This is a genomic window from Pseudoduganella sp. GW821-FHT05F09 (assembly GCF_059419605.1).
Map to the genome: position 1 here is coordinate 227,522 of NZ_JBWKSD010000006.1, position 16,265 is coordinate 243,786.

14 protein-coding genes are annotated in these 16,265 nt (G+C 65.5%); 11 read left to right on the forward strand and 3 right to left on the reverse strand.

Annotation, left to right across the window (positions count from 1 at the left end; genetic code table 11):
• Window positions 1-42: 42 nt before the first annotated feature.
• Genes AC07S4_RS20780 through AC07S4_RS20790 form a run of 3 tightly spaced genes read right to left on the reverse strand, consistent with a single transcriptional unit; the run spans window position 43 to window position 3,397 of the window.
• The gene (locus AC07S4_RS20780) at window positions 43-978 is read right to left on the reverse strand and encodes a 5'-nucleotidase (RefSeq protein ID WP_494988461.1); all 936 of its coding nucleotides are present in this window, start codon (window positions 976-978) and stop codon (window positions 43-45) included.
• Window positions 978-2,276, reverse strand: coding sequence for a GAF domain-containing protein (locus AC07S4_RS20785; RefSeq protein ID WP_494988462.1), 1,299 nt, complete (start codon window positions 2,274-2,276; stop codon window positions 978-980). Before AC07S4_RS20785 ends, AC07S4_RS20780 begins: the two co-directional genes overlap by 1 nt.
• 11 nt (window positions 2,277-2,287) lie before the next feature.
• Window positions 2,288-3,397 carry a serine/threonine protein kinase gene (locus AC07S4_RS20790; protein ID WP_494988463.1) on the reverse strand — a complete coding sequence of 370 codons (1,110 nt, stop codon included), beginning with the start codon at window positions 3,395-3,397 and terminating at the stop codon, window positions 2,288-2,290.
• Window positions 3,398-3,493: 96 nt separating this feature from the next.
• On the opposite strand from AC07S4_RS20790, the gene AC07S4_RS20795 reads away from it, so the two are divergent.
• The 11 genes from AC07S4_RS20795 (at window position 3,494) to AC07S4_RS20845 (ending at window position 16,163) form a co-directional block, all read left to right on the forward strand.
• Window positions 3,494-4,240: a serine/threonine-protein kinase gene (locus AC07S4_RS20795; protein WP_494988464.1), complete on the forward strand. Its 747-nt coding sequence runs from the start codon at window positions 3,494-3,496 to the stop codon at window positions 4,238-4,240.
• 148 nt (window positions 4,241-4,388) lie between these two features.
• Complete coding sequence (gene tssA / locus AC07S4_RS20800) at window positions 4,389-5,438, forward strand: type VI secretion system protein TssA (RefSeq protein ID WP_494988465.1); 1,050 nt, start codon at window positions 4,389-4,391, stop codon at window positions 5,436-5,438.
• Between the two features lie 46 nt (window positions 5,439-5,484).
• The gene (gene tssB, locus AC07S4_RS20805; protein WP_161075306.1) at window positions 5,485-5,985 is read left to right on the forward strand and encodes a type VI secretion system contractile sheath small subunit; all 501 of its coding nucleotides are present in this window, start codon (window positions 5,485-5,487) and stop codon (window positions 5,983-5,985) included.
• A 15-nt stretch (window positions 5,986-6,000) separates the two neighbouring features.
• Window positions 6,001-7,491 carry a type VI secretion system contractile sheath large subunit gene (gene tssC / locus AC07S4_RS20810; RefSeq protein WP_494988466.1) on the forward strand — a complete coding sequence of 497 codons (1,491 nt, stop codon included), beginning with the start codon at window positions 6,001-6,003 and terminating at the stop codon, window positions 7,489-7,491.
• 49 nt (window positions 7,492-7,540) lie between these two features.
• Complete coding sequence (locus tag AC07S4_RS20815) at window positions 7,541-8,032, forward strand: Hcp family type VI secretion system effector (RefSeq protein ID WP_161075304.1); 492 nt, start codon at window positions 7,541-7,543, stop codon at window positions 8,030-8,032.
• A 71-nt stretch (window positions 8,033-8,103) separates the two neighbouring features.
• Window positions 8,104-8,928, forward strand: coding sequence for a type VI secretion system accessory protein TagJ (locus tag AC07S4_RS20820; RefSeq protein WP_494988467.1), 825 nt, complete (start codon window positions 8,104-8,106; stop codon window positions 8,926-8,928).
• Entirely contained in the window at window positions 8,921-9,436 is a 516-nt protein-coding gene (tssE, locus tag AC07S4_RS20825; protein WP_494988468.1) for a type VI secretion system baseplate subunit TssE, read from the forward strand. The genes AC07S4_RS20820 and tssE overlap by 8 nt, the downstream gene beginning before the upstream one ends.
• Window positions 9,433-11,298, forward strand: a complete 1,866-nt coding sequence (gene tssF, locus AC07S4_RS20830) for a type VI secretion system baseplate subunit TssF (RefSeq protein ID WP_494988469.1) — start codon at window positions 9,433-9,435, stop codon at window positions 11,296-11,298. The genes tssE and tssF overlap by 4 nt, the downstream gene beginning before the upstream one ends.
• A complete protein-coding gene (tssG, locus tag AC07S4_RS20835) occupies window positions 11,283-12,317 on the forward strand; it encodes a type VI secretion system baseplate subunit TssG (protein ID WP_494988470.1) in 1,035 nt (344 codons plus the stop codon). The genes tssF and tssG overlap by 16 nt, the downstream gene beginning before the upstream one ends.
• Before the next feature lie 11 nt (window positions 12,318-12,328).
• Complete coding sequence (gene tssH / locus AC07S4_RS20840) at window positions 12,329-15,064, forward strand: type VI secretion system ATPase TssH (RefSeq protein WP_494988471.1); 2,736 nt, start codon at window positions 12,329-12,331, stop codon at window positions 15,062-15,064.
• Window positions 15,065-15,083: 19 nt separating this feature from the next.
• Complete coding sequence (locus AC07S4_RS20845) at window positions 15,084-16,163, forward strand: PI-PLC domain-containing protein (RefSeq protein WP_494988472.1); 1,080 nt, start codon at window positions 15,084-15,086, stop codon at window positions 16,161-16,163.
• Window positions 16,164-16,265 lie beyond the last annotated feature (102 nt).

Here is a 16,265-nt window from a genome sequence, read left to right on the forward strand (position 1 = left end):
CAAAATACGCCGATTGTCACTAGCGGCTATTCCACCACACTGCTACTCCAGTGGCAGGTTGGCCACGCCGAAGGGCACGTGCACCATGGGAATGGTGCCGCCTTCGGACTTCAGGTGGCTGAGCTGGTCGTCGAAGAAGATGTGGGGTTTGAGGATGGAGAGCACGCGCGATTTCTCCATGCCGCCCAGGAAGAAGGTCTCGTTGGCCGACACGCCCCAATTTTTCAGCGTGGTGACCACGCGTTCGTGCGAGGGCGCGCTGCGGGCGGTGACGATGGCGATGCTGAGGATGCGCTTGTAGCCCGGGTCGCGCCGCGCCAGCACGGCTTCGTAGCGCTGCATGACGTGCAGCTTGCGGAACAGGTCCGCCAGCGGGCCGGGACGGTGGGGAATGGCCACGCGCTCGGTTTCGTGGGCGTGGAACTCGCCCACGTCGTTGTTGCGCTTGTAGACGGTTTCGGATTCGTCGTCGGCGATCACGCCGTCGAAGTCGAAGGCCACGCGCAGCTCCATGTCGTCCTCGTCGTCCTCGATCAGCGAGGGCAGCACCAGGCCGGCGGGGTAGTTGTTGGCCAGCGCGCTGCGCACGTCGTCCGCGTTCGCGCTCAGGAACAGCGAGGTGTTGAAGGCCGGCAGGTAGGTGTAGGGCGATTTGCCGGTGACGAAGGCGGCGCGCGAGATGTCCAGGCCGTAGTGGGCGATGGATTTCATCACCCGCAGGCCGGTTTCCGGCGAGTTGCGCGACAGGAGCACCACTTCCACCGGCATCTGGCCGGGGAAGTGCTTGTTGATGTTGAGGAAGCGGCGGATGAAGGGGAAGGCCACGCCTTTGCCCAGGATCGTATCAATATGCGCTTCCTGGTATTTGCGGTATTCCTCCTCGCCGCTGTCCTCGTAGACTTTATGCGATGCCGACAGGTCGAACAGGGCGCTGGAGGCGATGCCGATCACCAGCTTGTTGTGGATGGGGTAGGACATTAACCCTTTCTGAGCACGCCGGTGGCCTGGAAGTGGATTTCGCCGTCCGGACCGGGCGTGGTGGTGATGTGAAGTTCGCTGATGCCGTGCTGCGCGGCGGCCAGCAGCAGCGGGCTGATGGCGCTGGCGATCAGGGTTTGCTCGACGTCGGGCAGCGCGGGGATGGGCGGGCGGCGCGGTGCGGCGATGATGGTGGCTTCCGAGGCCGAGTTGGCCGTGGTGCTGGCTACGGGGCTGGCCACGGGGCTAGCCAACGCGCTGGACGCGGGCGCCGGCGGCGGCACCGTGTCGGCGGGCGAAGCGTCGGCCGCTGCGGCGTCGGCGGCGCCGAAGAACTGGTTCACCATCCAGCCGAATTCGCGCCGCGTGGTGACGCAATAGATAGGCGTGGCGTTCGGGAACACGCGCTGCACGGCGCCGCTGGCCTTCAGGTGGTCCGGGTCCACCGCCAGGATGAACAGGCCGTGGCGGCCTTCCTCGATCGGCATCCACTGGTTCTGCACCACGTATTCGCGGTTGAAGTTGTCGAGCAAGCCTTGCGGGCGGCGCCGGTCCACCTGGAACATGAAGTAGGGCACGCCGAAGAAGTCGGCCAGCGCGCGGCCCACCAGCGCCGGCTTGATGGCCAGTTCGTCCAGCAGCACGTCTTCGATGTCGATGTTGCGCGCGGCGGCGCTGCGCAGCGCCTGGTCCAGCTGGGTGCGCGGCAGCGCCGATTCGGACAGCATGCCGGCGAAGCGGCTGCGCTCGCGCGTGGGCGCCTTGTGGCGGTGCGCGAAGGCGATGGCGATGGAGTCGCACAGGTGCTGCGCGCCTTCCTCCACCATGGCGTCGAAGGCGCCGCCCTTGCGGTTGTTGATGAGCTGGAGCACGCCCAGCACGGCGCCGTCTTCGGCCAGGATGGGCGCCACCAGCATTTGCTGCGTGCGGTAGCCGGTGCGCCGGTCCACGCCCTGCTGGAAGCACAGCGCGGCGTCATGGCGCCGCAGCTCGGCTTCGTCGTACACGTCCAGCAGGTTGAGCATTTTCTTCGACAGCGCCGCGTAGCCGGCGATGCTTTGCGCCGAGATGGGCAGCTTGAGCTGCTTGAACGAGGCCAGCCCGGTCTTCACCTTGGACACCATGCTGCCCTTGTCCTCGGACAGCGCGTAGATGGTGAGCCGGTCGCCGCTGAACAGCTCGCACAGCTCGGCCGACATCTCCAGCATGATGTCGTCAATATCCTGCGTGGCGTGGATCTTGTTGGTCAGCTGCTGCAGGCGCTTGAAGAAGTGCAGCCGGTCTTCGGCGGAGGTCATGGCCGCTGCTCTCAGCGTTTCACGTCAGGGCGCACGCCGGGCGGCGTGGTCACCACGGTCGCGTCCTGGTCCACGCCGGGCGGCGTGGGCAGTGGCAGGCCGACGCCGGAGATCTGCGTGGCGTCCGGGTCCTCGCCGGCGGCGTAGGGCTGGAACGGGGGCAGGGTGGTGTGGGCGCCCACGCCATGTCCGCCGCCCGATGCCGCGCCGGCGCCGGCCAGGAAGGCGTTCTGCACGCGCGCCTGCGGCGGCATGGTGTCGTCCAGGCCCACTTCCTCGCCGTTCAGGGCGCGCTTGAGGTCTTCCTTGAAGCTGCGCGCGCTCGGGTAGCGGTCTTCCGGGCGCTTGGCCAGCGCGCGCAGCACCACGCGGTCGAAGGCGGGGCTGATCAGGGGGCTCAGGGTGCTCGGCAGCTCAGGCTGCTCGTAGACGATCTTCTGCTGCACCGCGAACAGGCCCTGGCCGACGAAGGGTTTTTCGCCGGTGAGGAACTGGTACAGGATGATGCCGACCGCGAAAATGTCCGAACGCGGTCCCACGGCCTGGCCGGTGATCTGCTCGGGCGACATATAGCTGGGCGTGCCGACCATGGTGCCCGCTTCGGTGTGCATGGTGTTCACGTCCTGCATGCGGGCTACGCCGAAATCGGTCAGCTTCACGCGCAGCTGGCCGCTGAGCATGATGTTGGCGGGCTTGATGTCGCGGTGGATGATGCCTTGCTGGTGGGCGTAGTCCACCGCGTCCAGCAGCTCGCAGGTCATGCGCACCGAGTCTTCCAGCGTAAAGTCGAGCGAGAACACCTGGCTATCGTCGAAGTAGCTGCCCAGCTCCTCGCCGGCGATCAGTTCCATCACCAGGTAGGCCTCGCCGTTTTCCTCGCCGAAGTCGTACACGGTGACGATGTTGGGGTGGTTCAGGCGCGCCACCGCCTGCGCCTCCTGGGTGAAGCGCGCGGAATACTCCGCCCGCAGCGCCGGATCGTCGATCCGGCCCATGTGGATCACCTTGATGGCGACCCGGCGGTTCAGCTTGGGGTCGACACCTTCATAGACCAGGCCCATCGCGCCGCGTCCCAGCACGCGCAACAATTGATACCGGCCCAGCTGCTTCAGTTCATTCATGTGGCGATAGTGGAATAAAACTTGGGAAAGATTAAGTTTATAGCAGAAACGTCTCGTCGTATGATAAGCGAATGACAACCTTGTAATCCAGCGTCCATGCAAATAAATATCGGCAGCGTGTTGCCCGGCCGCGCAGGCGGCTATGTGCTGCGGCGCGCGCTGGCTCCCGGCGTGTGGCTGGCAGGGGCGCCGGACGGCGCGCCGGTGGTGCTGAAGATGGCGCTGAAGCTGGAGCAAAAGCAGGCCGCTGCGCTGGTTTTCCCGCCGCCGTGGATGCGCCACCCGCGCATCGTGGCGGTGCTGGAGGCGGCGCCGGAGTTCATGGTAATGGAATATATGGACGGCCCCGCGCTGTCCGCGCTGCTGCAGGAGGGGCCGCTGCCGGCCGCGCGCGCCGTGGCGTGGATGGCACAAATACTGGAAGGGCTGGACTATGCGCACGGCGCGGGCGTGGTCCACCGCGACATCAAGCCGTCCAATTTGCTGCTAGATGCGGGCGGCGCGCTGAAAATCTCCGACTTCGGCCTTGCCGTCAAAGCGGGCGCCGCCAGCGCGCACGGCACGCCCGGCTATATGGCGCCCGAGCAGATGCGCGGCCAGGCCGACCCGCGCAGCGACCTGTTCGCCGCCGCCGTGGTGCTGTACCAGATGCTGGCCGGACGCCGCCCCTTCGAAGGCACGCCTTTCCAGATGATGCAGCAGGTGCTGCTGGAGGCGCCGCCGCCGCTGCCGCCCGCGCTGGCGCGCTTCCAGGCCGTGATCGACCGTGGCTTGGCCAAAGCGCCGTGCGGGCGCTTTCAGCATGCCAGCGAATTCCTCGCCGCGCTCGGCGCCGCTGCATAAGCATAACGCTGCACATCTTGCAATATATTTGGGCAACAAATTCGTGTCGAAATAGAATTATTTTTTAGAACACTTTTCCCAATTTCAAGTTATAGTCATGGTCGGAAATCGGTCATTTGCCTAGGGTGGTGGAGTGGATATAGATTCTTTGCTTCAGGATGTTGAGGCGGACGCGCCATGCGGTCCCAATCTCGAGTACGACCCGGAGTTCCTTGAACTGGAACAGGCTATCCTTGGCAAGCCGGAAGTCCAGTATGGCGACACCATCACGCCGGCCGTGCCTCCTGAATGGAAAGTGGTCAGACGCCTGGCCAAGGACCTGCTGGAGCGCAGCCGGGACCTGCGGCTGGCCGTTTCGCTGTCGCGCGCGATGCTCGCGCTGGAAGGCGCGCCGGGTTTGGCCAACGGCCTGGCGCTGATCGAGCGCCTGCTGGACCAGCGCTGGGACAGCGTCCATCCCCAGCTCGACCCCGACGACGACATGGACCCCATGTTGCGCATCAATTCCCTGGCCGCCCTGGTCGACAATGCCTTCCTGCGCGAGCTGAAAGACGCCACGCTGCTGATGCTGCCCGGACTGGGGCCGCTGTCGCTGCGCACGCTGGAAGTGAGCAGCGGCGAACTGCCGCCGGCCGAAGGCGAAAGCAAGATTGAAGTGCATTCCATTGCCGCCGCCTTGCGCGACGCGGACCCCGAGCGCGTGGCCGCCAGCAGCGCCGGCCTGGCCGCCGCATGCGAGAGCGCCACGCAGATAGAACTGATACTGGTGCGCCAGGTGGGCAGCTCGCAGGCGCTGAACCTGGACGGCCTGGTGCGCCTGCTGCGGCGCGGACGCGACTTTTTCGCCGAGCAGGCCGGCGAGGCCGATGACGGCGCGGCGGCGGAAGGCGAAAGCGGCGGCGAAGGTGAAGACGCCGGCGGCGCGGCGGGCGGCAGCGGACGCGCGGCGCGCGGCGGCGCCATCAGCGGCGAAGTGGCCAGCCGGGCCGACGTGATACGCATGCTCGACAAGATCGGCCAGTACTACCAGAAATATGAGCCGTCCAGCCCCGTGCCGCTGCTGCTGGAACGCGCAAAACGCCTGGTGCCCAAGAATTTCTTCGAAATCATGGAGGATCTGGCGCCGGAGGGCATGGCGCAGCTGCTGATGGTCAGCGGGCCGCGCGAGGGCGAGCAGCAGGAGCAAAGCGAGTATTAAGCAGGGTACTAATTCAGGTTGTTTCCATCACTAGGAGGAGTAAATCGTGGGCAAAGAAAGTAGCCAGAAGTTCATCGCGCGCAACCGCGCGCCGCGCGTGCAGATCGAGTACGACGTGGAAGTCTACGGCGCGGAAAAAAGCGTGCAACTGCCCTTCGTGATGGGCGTACTGGCCGACTTGTCGGGCCAGCCGGCCGATCCGCTGGCGCCGGTGGCGGACCGCAAGTTCCTGGAGATCGACGTCGACAACTTCGACGAGCGCCTGAAGTCGATGAAGCCGCGCGTGGCGGTGCAGGTGCCCAACACGCTGACCGGCGAAGGCAATATGGCGGTCGACATGACCTTTGAAAGCATGGACGACTTCACCCCGGCCGCCATCGCGCGCAAGGTGGAATCGCTGAACAAGCTGCTGGAGGCGCGCGGCCAGCTGTCCAACCTGCTGACCTATATGGACGGCAAAACGGGCGCCGAGGAACTGATCGGCAAGCTGCTGGCCGAACCGGCCCTGATGCAGGCCCTGACCTCGGCACCGAAGCCGCAAGAATAATCGACGGAGGAATTGATGGCACAGATCACTGAAGCACAACAAGGCGCGGCCGGCACCCTGGAGATGAGCGACTTCGGCAGCTTGCTGCAGAAGGAGTTCAAGCCGCAATCGGACAAGGCCAAGGAAGCGGTCGAGAACGCGGTCAAGACGCTGGCCGAGCAGGCCCTGAGCGGCACCAACCTGATCTCGAACGACGTGCTGGGCACCATCGAGGGCCTGATCGCGGCGCTGGACAAGAAGCTCACCGAGCAGATCAACCTGATCATGCACACCGAGGAGTTCCAGAAAGTGGAAGGCGCCTGGCGCGGCCTGCACCACCTGGTGAACAACACCGAGACCGACGAAACGCTGAAGATCCGCGTGATGAACATCTCGAAAAACGACCTGGCCAAGACCCTGAAGAAATTCAAGGGCACGGCCTGGGACCAGAGCCCGATCTTCAAGAAGATGTACGAGGAAGAATTCGGCCAGTTCGGCGGCGAGCCGTTCGGCTCCATCGTGGCCGACTACTACTTCGACAACAGCGCGCCGGACGTGGAACTGCTGGCCGGCATGGCCAAGATCGCCGCCGCCGCGCACGCGCCGCTGATCGCCGCCGCCGCGCCGTCGGTGATGCTGATGGAATCGTGGCAGGAACTGTCCAATCCGCGCGACCTGACCAAGATCTTCCAGACCCCCGAACACGCCGCCTGGCGCTCCTTCCGCGAGTCCGAGGACGCGCGCTACGTGGGTCTGGCCATGCCGCGCTTCCTGGCGCGCCAGCCCTACGGCGCCAAGACCGATCCGGTGGAAGCGTTCGATTTCGAGGAAGACACCTCGGCCCCCGGCAGCAAGAACTACACCTGGGCCAACGCGGCCTACGCCATGGCGGTGAACATCAACCGTTCCTTCAAGGAGTACGGCTGGTGCTCGCGCATCCGCGGCATCGAGTCCGGCGGCGCGGTGGAAGGCCTGCCGGTGCACAGCTTCCCGACCGACGACGGCGGCGTGGCCATGCAGTGCCCGACCGAGATCGCCATTTCGGACCGCCGCGAGGCGGAGCTGGCGGCCAACGGCTTCATGCCGCTGGTGCACAAGAAGAACACCGACTTCGCCGCCTTCATCGGCGCGCAGTCGCTGCACAAGCCGGCCGAATACGACGACCCGGACGCCACCGCCAACGCCAACCTGGGCGCGCGTCTGCCTTACCTGTTCGCCACCTGCCGTTTTGCGCATTACCTGAAGTGCATCGTGCGTGACAAGATCGGTTCCTTCAAGGGGCGCGATGAGATGGAGCGCTGGCTGAGCAACTGGATCAACCGCTACGTCGACGGCGATCCGGCCAACTCCAGCGAAGGAACCAAGGCCACGAAACCGCTGGCCGCGGCGGAAGTGATACTGGAGGAAGTTGAAGGCAATCCGGGTTACTACACCTCGAAGTTCTTCCTGCGTCCGCATTACCAGCTGGAAGGCCTGACGGTGTCGCTGCGTCTGGTATCGAAGCTGCCGTCGGCCAAGGGCGGCTAAGTTTTTCATCGTAGTTAGATCAAGTCGGACCACACACTAGGAGAATAAGATGGCAATAGACATGTTCCTGAATCTGGGCGCCACCATCAAAGGTGAAACCCAGGACAAAGCGCAAAAAGCGGCTGGCGATATCGACGTGCTGGCATGGAGCTGGGGCGCTTCGAACGCCGGTTCCTTCCACACCGGCGGCGGCGGCGGCGCGGGCAAGGCCAATTTCCAGGATATCTCGATCACCAAGTACCTGGACAAGTCCTCGACCGCGATCCTGAGCGCGCTGGCCAAGGGCTCGCACATTCCGGTGGCCAAGCTGCTGGTGCGCAAGGCCGGCGAAGGCCAGCAGAAGTACCTGGAAATCACCATGACCAAGGTGCTGGTCACGTCGCTGTCGACCGGCGGCAGCGGCGGCGAAGACCGCCTGACCGAAAACATCAGCCTGAATTTCGCTGAAGTGAAGATGGAATACTTCCTGCAGAACGAGAAGGGCGTTACCGCTTCCGGCGGCGTGTTCAACTACGACATCGCCGGCAACGTGGCGAAGTAATCGCATGCAGCCGGGGCATGGTCGCCCCGGCTTTTTTTTCACCTGTTTTTTGACTTCCACCAGGGCTCCTTATGGACGCGCAACAGCTTATTAGTGATGGCCAGCTTGGCGCCGCGCTCACCGCGCTGCAGGACCAGATCCGTAAAGACCCCTCGAACGCGAAATACCGCACCTTCCTGTTCCAGCTGCTATGCGTGCAGGGACAGTGGAACCGCGCGCTGACGCAGCTGAACGTGGCCGCCGAACTCGACGCCGCCACCCTGCCGATGGCGCAAACCTACCGCGAAGCGATCCAGTGCGAGGCGCTGCGCGACGAAATTTTTGCCGGCAAGCGCCTGCCCGTGGTGTTCGGTGAGCCGCTGCCGTGGATAGCGCTGGTGGCCGAGGCCCTCAAGCTGGAAGGCGAGGGCAATGCCGCCGGTGGCGCGGCGGCCCGCGCGCGCGCCTTCGAAGACGCGCCGGCCAGCTCCGGCAGCATCAACGGCGAGCCCTTTGCCTGGCTGGCCGACGCGGACGCCCGCATCGGCCCGGTGCTCGAAGTGATCATGAACGGGCGCTACATCTGGGTGCCGGTGCAGCACGTGAGCCGCATCGAGATAGCCGCGCCGGCCGACCTGCGCGACAAGGTCTGGATGCCGGCCACCTTCACCTGGACCAACGGCGCCAGCACGGTCGGCCTGATCCCGACGCGCTACGCGGGCACGGTGCACCCCGGCGCCGACGACGCGCTGCTGCTGGCGCGCCGCACCGAATGGAGCGGGGAGGGCATAGGCCTGGGCCAGCGCATGCTGGCCACCGACGCCGCCGACTACGCGCTGATGGACGTGCGTACCGTGGAATTTGACGACGGCGCCGGCGCCGTCTCCGAAGCAGCAGACGCGCCCGCCAATGGCTGAACTGGCGCCCCGGGAGCGCTTGCAGCCCTCGCTGCTGGACCGCCTCACCGACGATGAGCCCGACAGCGGCGTGGAATCGCGCGAACGGCGCGTGCTGTCGCTGCGCACCCTGCGCGAAAGCGTGCTGCGCGACCTGGCCTGGCTGCTCAACACCACCAATCTGCTGTCGGTCACCGACTTTCCGAAACTGCCGCACGTGGCCAACTCGGTGGTCAACTACGGCATGCCGGACATCTCCGGCATCTCCGTGGCGGGCATGAACCTGACCGACCTGGAACGCGGCATCCGCCAGGCGATCTGGGACTTCGAGCCGCGCCTGATACGCGCCACCGTCAGCGTGAAGGCGATGTCCCAGAAGTCGGAAGGCAACACCATCATGTTTGAAATCGAAGGCGATATGTGGGCGCAACCCTACCCTGAACGGCTGTACCTGAAAACGGAACTCGACATCGACCGCGCCACCATACGCCTGACCGAGAACACCGGCGGCAAGGGAGCGGCGGCATGAATCCGCGCCTGCTGCGCTATTACAGCCAGGAGCTGCAGCACCTGCGCGAAGTGGGCGGCGAGTTCGCCAAGGAATACCCGAAGATCGCCGGCCGCCTGGGCCTGGAGGGCTTCGACTGCGCAGACCCCTATGTGGAACGGCTGCTGGAAGGCTTCAGCTTCCTCGCCGCGCGCGTGCAGATGAAGATAGACTCCGAGTTCCCGCGCTTTACGCAGCACATGTCGGAGCTGGTCTACCCGCACTTCCTGGCGCCCACGCCGTCGATGGCGGTGGTGCAGCTGCAGCCGGACCTGAGCAACCCGGCCCTGAAGCAGGGCTATGTGGTGCCGCGCGGGACCGCCTTGCGCAGCGTGCTGGGCAAGGGCGACACCACGGCCTGCGAATACCGCACCGCGCACGATGTGACCATGTGGCCGGTGGAGCTGGCCGAAGCCAAGTTCTTCACCCACAGCGGCGCGCTCGGCGGCGCGCCCATGGCGCTGCCGGCCGGCGTCAAGGCCGGCATCCGCCTGCGCCTGCGCACCGTGGGCGGGCTGCCGTTCCACGCGCTGAACATGGACAGCCTGGCGCTGAACCTGCGCGGCAGCGACGAAATGCCGGTCAAGATCTACGAAAAAATCCTGGGCAGCGTGGAGGGCGTGCTGGTGTCGTCGGCCGGCGGCAGCACCTTGCTGCCCAAGAGCGCCGTGGCGCCGCTGGGTTTCGGCGAGGAGGAAGCGCTGCTGCCGAGCGGCCGCCGCACCTTCCAGGGCTACCGCCTGCTGCAGGAGTACTTCGCCTTCCCGCAGCGCTACCTGTTCGTTGAACTGCGCGGCCTGCGGCGCGCCCTGGGCCGCTGCGCCGAATCGGAAATCGAACTGGTCATCCTGCTGAACCGGGGCGACACCCAGCTGGAGCAGATGCTGGACGCGTCCAACTTCGCGCTCAACTGCACGCCCGCCATCAACCTGTTCCAGCGCCGCGCCGACCGCATCAACGTCAGCGGCGAGCAGTTCGAATACCACGTGCTGGTGGACCGCACGCGGCCCATGGACTTCGAGGTGTTCCAGATCGAGGACGTGACCGGCTACGGCACCGGCCCGCAGGCCGAGCAGACCTTCCGGCCCTTCTACACGGCCAAGGACATCGGCGGCCTGCACCAGGACAAGGCCTTCTACCATATCCGGCGCGAGCCGCGCGTGATCTCGCAGCGCCAGCGCAAGGTGGGGCCGCGCTCGAGCTACATCGGCAGCGAAACCTTCATCTCCATCGTCGACGCGGCCGAAGCGCCGTACCGCAGCGACCTGCGCCAGCTTGGCCTGCAGGTCTGGTGCACCAACCGCGACCTGCCGCTGTCCATGCCGCTGGGCGTGGGCAAGACCGATTTCATCCTCGACTCCGGCGCGCCGGTGACGGCGGTGCGCTGCCTGGCCGGCCCCAGCCAGCCGAACGCCTCCTTCGCCGAGGGCGCGGTGGCGTGGCGGCTGCTGAACCACCTGTCGCTCAATTATTTGTCGCTGACCGACAGCGATCCGCGCCAGGGCGCGGTGGCGCTGCGCGAGATGCTGTCGCTGTACTGCCATCCGGGCGACCTGAACGGCCAGCGCCAGATCGAGGGCGTGCAGTCCATCAGCACTTCCAGCATCACGCGCCGCATGCCCTCGCCGGGACCGATCACCTTCGGGCGCGGCCTGCAAGTGACCGTCACGCTGGACGACGCGGCCTTCGAGGGCACCGGCGCCTTCCTGCTGGGCGGCGTGCTGGCGCAGTTCTTCGCGCAGTACGTGTCCATCAATTCCTTCACCGAGACCGTGGTGCGCACCGTGGGGCGGGGCGAAATCATGCGCTGGCCGGCCAAGGGAGGCGCATGCGCGATCCTGTAGAACTGGACCTGGAGCTGGAGCGCAATGCCGCGCGCATGGACTTTTTCCAGGTGCTGCGGCTGATCGAGAACGCGCACCCGGAGCTGCCGCGCATCGGCGCCTCGCTGCGTCCGCGCGACGACGCGGTGCGCTTTGGCCAGGACCCGGCGCTGACCTTCCACGCCACCGCGCTGGGCCAGTTCCTGCGCGCCGGCGCGAACGGGCCGGATTCCAGGGCGCGGCTGGCGGTCAATTTCTTCGGCCTGCTGGGCGCCAACGGGCCGATGCCGACGCATATCACCGAATACGTGCGCGACCGCCTGCGCAACGGCGGCGACGGCACCATGCTGGCCTTCCTGGACGTGTTCCACCACCGCATGCTGTCGCTGTTCTACCGCGCCAAGGCGCAGGCCGAGCCGGCCATCAACTTGGACCGCGAAGAGACCGACCGCTACGCCGAATTCGTCGGCAGCCTGTTCGGCATCGGCTCGCCCGCGCTGCGCCAGCGCGACGAGATCGGCGACTTCGCCAAGCTGCACTTCGCCGGCCTGCTGGCCAACAACGCGCGGCCCGCGTCCGGCCTGGTGTCCATCCTGCGCGAGTACTTCAAGCTGCCGGTGCAGGTGGAGCAGTTCGTGGGCCACTGGATGCGGCTGCCGCTGGAAATCCAGTCGCGCCTGGGTGGCGTGGAGGACGGCAACCGGCTCGGCATTTCCACCGTCCTTGGCAGCAAGGTGTGGGACAGCCAGAACAAATTCCGCATCGTCATCGGCCCCATGGGCTTTGCCGACTATGAACGCATGCTGCCCGGCGGGGACAGCATGAAGCGCCTGCTGGCCTGGGTGCGCAACTACGCGGGCACGGCCCTGGACTGGGACGTGCGGCTGATTTTGAAGAAGGAAGAAACCCCGGCATTGCGGCTGGGCAGGGACTCCAGCGGGCGCGGCCTCCGCCTCGGCTGGAGCACCTGGCCGGCCAGCACGGCGCCCAGCCGCAATCCGGACCAATTGCTCATCAACCCAAGCGCCCATGCGGGCTAAGGAAAAACACCATGGCAGAAATTAGTCGCGTTGCCCTGTTCGGCAAATTGAATTCGCTGTGCTACCGCGCCATCGAAAGCAGTACCGTTTTCTGCAAGCTGCGTGGGAATCCCTACGTGGAACTGGTGCACTGGATGCACCAGATCCTGCAGCTGCAGGACTCCGACCTGCTGCGCCTGATGAAGCACTATGAACTGGACGCGGCCGCGCTGGCGCGCGACCTGACCGCGGCGCTGGACCGGCTGCCGCGCGGCTCCACGTCCGGCATCGACCTGTCCTCGCAGCTGGAGGAATCCGTGGAGCGCGCCTGGGTGTACGGCACGCTGATGTTCGGCGAATCGCAGGTGCGCTCCGGCCATATCCTGATCGGCATGCTGAAGACCTCCAGCCTGCGCAACGCGCTGTACGGCATGTCGGCCCAGTTCCAGAAGATCAAGGGCGACGACCTGAGCGAAAAATTCGCCAGCCTGCTGAAGGATTCGCCTGAATCGCAGATGACGGCCACGGACGGCTTCCAGGCCGGCGGCGGCGCCGCCCCGGGCGAAGCCTCGGGCGCCATCGCGCCGGCGGCGATGGGCAAGCAGGAAGCGCTCAAGAAATTCACCGTGGACCTGACCGAGCAGGCCCGCAGCGGCAAGATGGACCCCATCGTGGGCCGCGACGACGAAATCCGCCAAGTGGTGGATATCCTGATGCGCCGCCGCCAGAACAATCCCATCCTGGTGGGCGAGGCCGGCGTGGGCAAGACCGCCGTGGTGGAAGGCTTTGCGCAGCGCATCGCGCGCGGCGACGTGCCGCCCAGCCTGAAGGACGTGCAGCTGCTGACGCTGGACGTGGGCCTGCTGCAGGCCGGCGCCAGCATGAAGGGCGAGTTCGAGCAGCGCCTGCGTTCCGTCATCGACGAAGTGCAGGGCAGCCCGAAACCCATCATCCTGTTCATCGACGAGACGCACACGCTGGTGGGCGCGGGCGGCGCGGCCGGTACCGGCGACGCGGCCAACCTGCTGAAGCCGGCCCTGGCGCGCGGTACCCTGCGCACCATAGGCGCGACCACCTTCGCCGAATACAAGAAGCACATCGAGAAAGACCCAGCGCTGACGCGCCGCTTCCAGACCGTGCAAGTGGACGAGCCGAGCGAGGAACGCGCCATCCTGATGATGCGCGGCGTGGCCTCCACCATGGAGAAGCACCACAAGGTGCAGATCCTGGACGAGGCGCTGGAAGCGGCGGTTAAGCTGTCGCACCGCTACATTCCGGCGCGCCAGCTGCCGGACAAGTCGGTCAGCCTGCTCGACACGGCCTGCGCGCGCGTGGCCGTGAGCCTGCACGCCACCCCGGCGGAAGTGGACGACAGCCGCAAGCGCATCGAAGCGCTGGAAACCGAACTGGGCATCATCGGCCGCGAAAGCGCCATCGGCATCGACATCGGCAAGCGCAAGTCCGATGCGGACGACTTGCTGGGCGCCGAACGCGAACGCCTGGCCGGCCTGGAGACGCGCTGGAACGCCGAGCGTGAACTGGTGGACCAGCTGCTGGCCTTGCGTGCCAAGCTGCGCGACGTCGCATCGCCGGTCGAAGGCACGGGCAGCGCGCTGGAGGCCGGCGCCGAAGCCGAACTGGCGGGCAAGGAGGTTGGCAACGGCCTGAGCGCCGAAGAGCGCGCCGCGCTGATGGAGGAACTGCAAGGCGTGCAGACGAAGCTGAGCGAGCTGCAAGGCGAATCCCCGCTCATCCTGCCGACCGTGGACTACCAGGCGGTGGCGGCGGTGGTGGGCGACTGGACCGGCATCCCGGTTGGCCGCATGGCCAAGAACGAAATGGAGACCATCCTCAAGGTGGCTTCGCTGCTGAGCCAGCGCGTGATTGGCCAGGACCATGCGATGGAAATGATCGCCAAGCGCATCCAGACTTCGCGCGCGGGGCTGGACAATCCGAGCAAGCCTATCGGCGTGTTCATGCTGGCCGGTACCTCCGGCGTCGGCAAGACCGAAACCGCGCTGGCCCTGGCCGAAGCGCTGTACGGCGGCGAACAGAATCTGATCACCATCAACATGAGCGAGTACCAGGAGGCGCACACCGTCTCCACGCTGAAAGGCGCGCCGCCCGGCTACGTGGGCTACGGCGAAGGCGGCGTGCTGACCGAAGCGGTGCGCCGCAAGCCGTACTCGGTGGTGCTGCTGGACGAGGTGGAGAAAGCCCACCCGGACGTGCACGAGATGTTCTTCCAGGTGTTCGACAAGGGCTTCATGGAAGACGGCGAGGGCCGCTTCATCGACTTCAAGAACACGCTGATCATCCTCACCACCAACGCCGGCACGGACCTGATCGCGGGCCTGTGCAAGGACCCTGACCTGATGCCCGACCCGGACGGTATGGCCAAGGCGCTGCGCGCACCCATGCTGAAGGTGTTCCCGCCTGCGCTGCTGGGCCGCATCGTCACCATCCCTTACTACCCGCTGTCGGACCAGATGCTGGGCCAGATCGTCAAGCTGCAGCTGAACCGCATCAAGAAGCGCGTCGAGGCGCGCTACAAGATCCCGTTCAACTACACCGAGGAGGTGGTCAAGCTGGTGGTGTCGCGCTGCACCGAGGGCGAGTCCGGCGGCCGCATGATAGACGCCATTCTGACCAACACCATGCTGCCCGATATCAGCCGCGAATTCCTGAACCGCATGATGCAGGGCGACGCCATCGGCGGGGTACAGGTTGATGTAAAAGAAGGCGAATTCTCTTATCGTTTCGATTGATTGAGCTGGAGGGGAAACCATGATTAACTACTACGAGCTGGGCCCGGACAAGAAGCTGAATGAAGTCGTCATGGCGGGCAGCCACGACGCGGCCGTAACCCTGGGCGGCGCCAACACGCAGACCCAGGACCTGGACATCCATGACCAGGCCGTCGCCGGCGCGCGCCTGTTCGACATACGCATCACCGGCGCGGTGGTCAAGAAGGGCGGCGCGGAAAAGGTGGTGACGCTGAAGGCCTATCACGGCAAGGGACCTGAGAGCAATACCACCGGCGTGGACCTGCGCACCGGCACCGCCGCCACCGCCAAGGTGAAAAGCATGTGGGGCGGCGAGTACGGCCTGTCGCTGACCAAGATCCTGACCGACGCGTCGCGCTTCGTCACCAACAACCCCAGCGAGTTCGTGATACTTAAGTTCGACCATTGCCACAACTGGGAGATGATCGCCGAGGCTTGCGTGCAGGTGCTGGGCGATAAAATCTACAAGGGCGCCGGCAACCTGAACAACAAGACGCTGCGCCAGCTGCAGGGCAAGGTGATCGTGCTGTTCGCCTCGGACGGCCTGGAACTGGTGCGCGGCACCTACAGCGCGGCCCAGGGCATATTGGGCATCAAGAACCTGAGCAAGGCCGGCAGCACCTACAAGGACGTCTACGACGGCATGCAATATTTCGGCAAGGGCGGCACCAGCGTGGGCAAGCCGTTTGGCAAAATCGAGCAGAACATCAAGAAGCAGCGCAAGCTGATGGCGCGCGGCGGCGACGGCAATCCGAATGTGGTCGGCATGATGTACTGGACCACGACGGGCGTGTTCGAAAGCATCCGCGACCGCAACACCGGCATGTGGACCGCGCCCAACGTGGCCAAGCTGAAGGACATGTGGACCAACGGGCTGGACGAGGCCATCACTTCGCGCATGAGCAAGTTCGCCAAGATAGACGGCTTCGCCAGCGGCACGGTGCTCAAGGCCTTCATGCCCAACTTCGTGATGATAGACTTCGTGGACGAGGCCAAGTGCAAGCACATCATGGAGCTCAACACCATTCCGCCCACCTTCCTGGTGAAGAATATCGATAACTTCATGCGCACGGATACCTGATAGATGCCGTTTGTTTTGCTGTTGAAGCTGTTGCTTGTTCCTGTCTTGATTTATGCAGTAACGCTGGCGGGCCGCAAATGGGGGCCGGGGGTGGCGGGATGG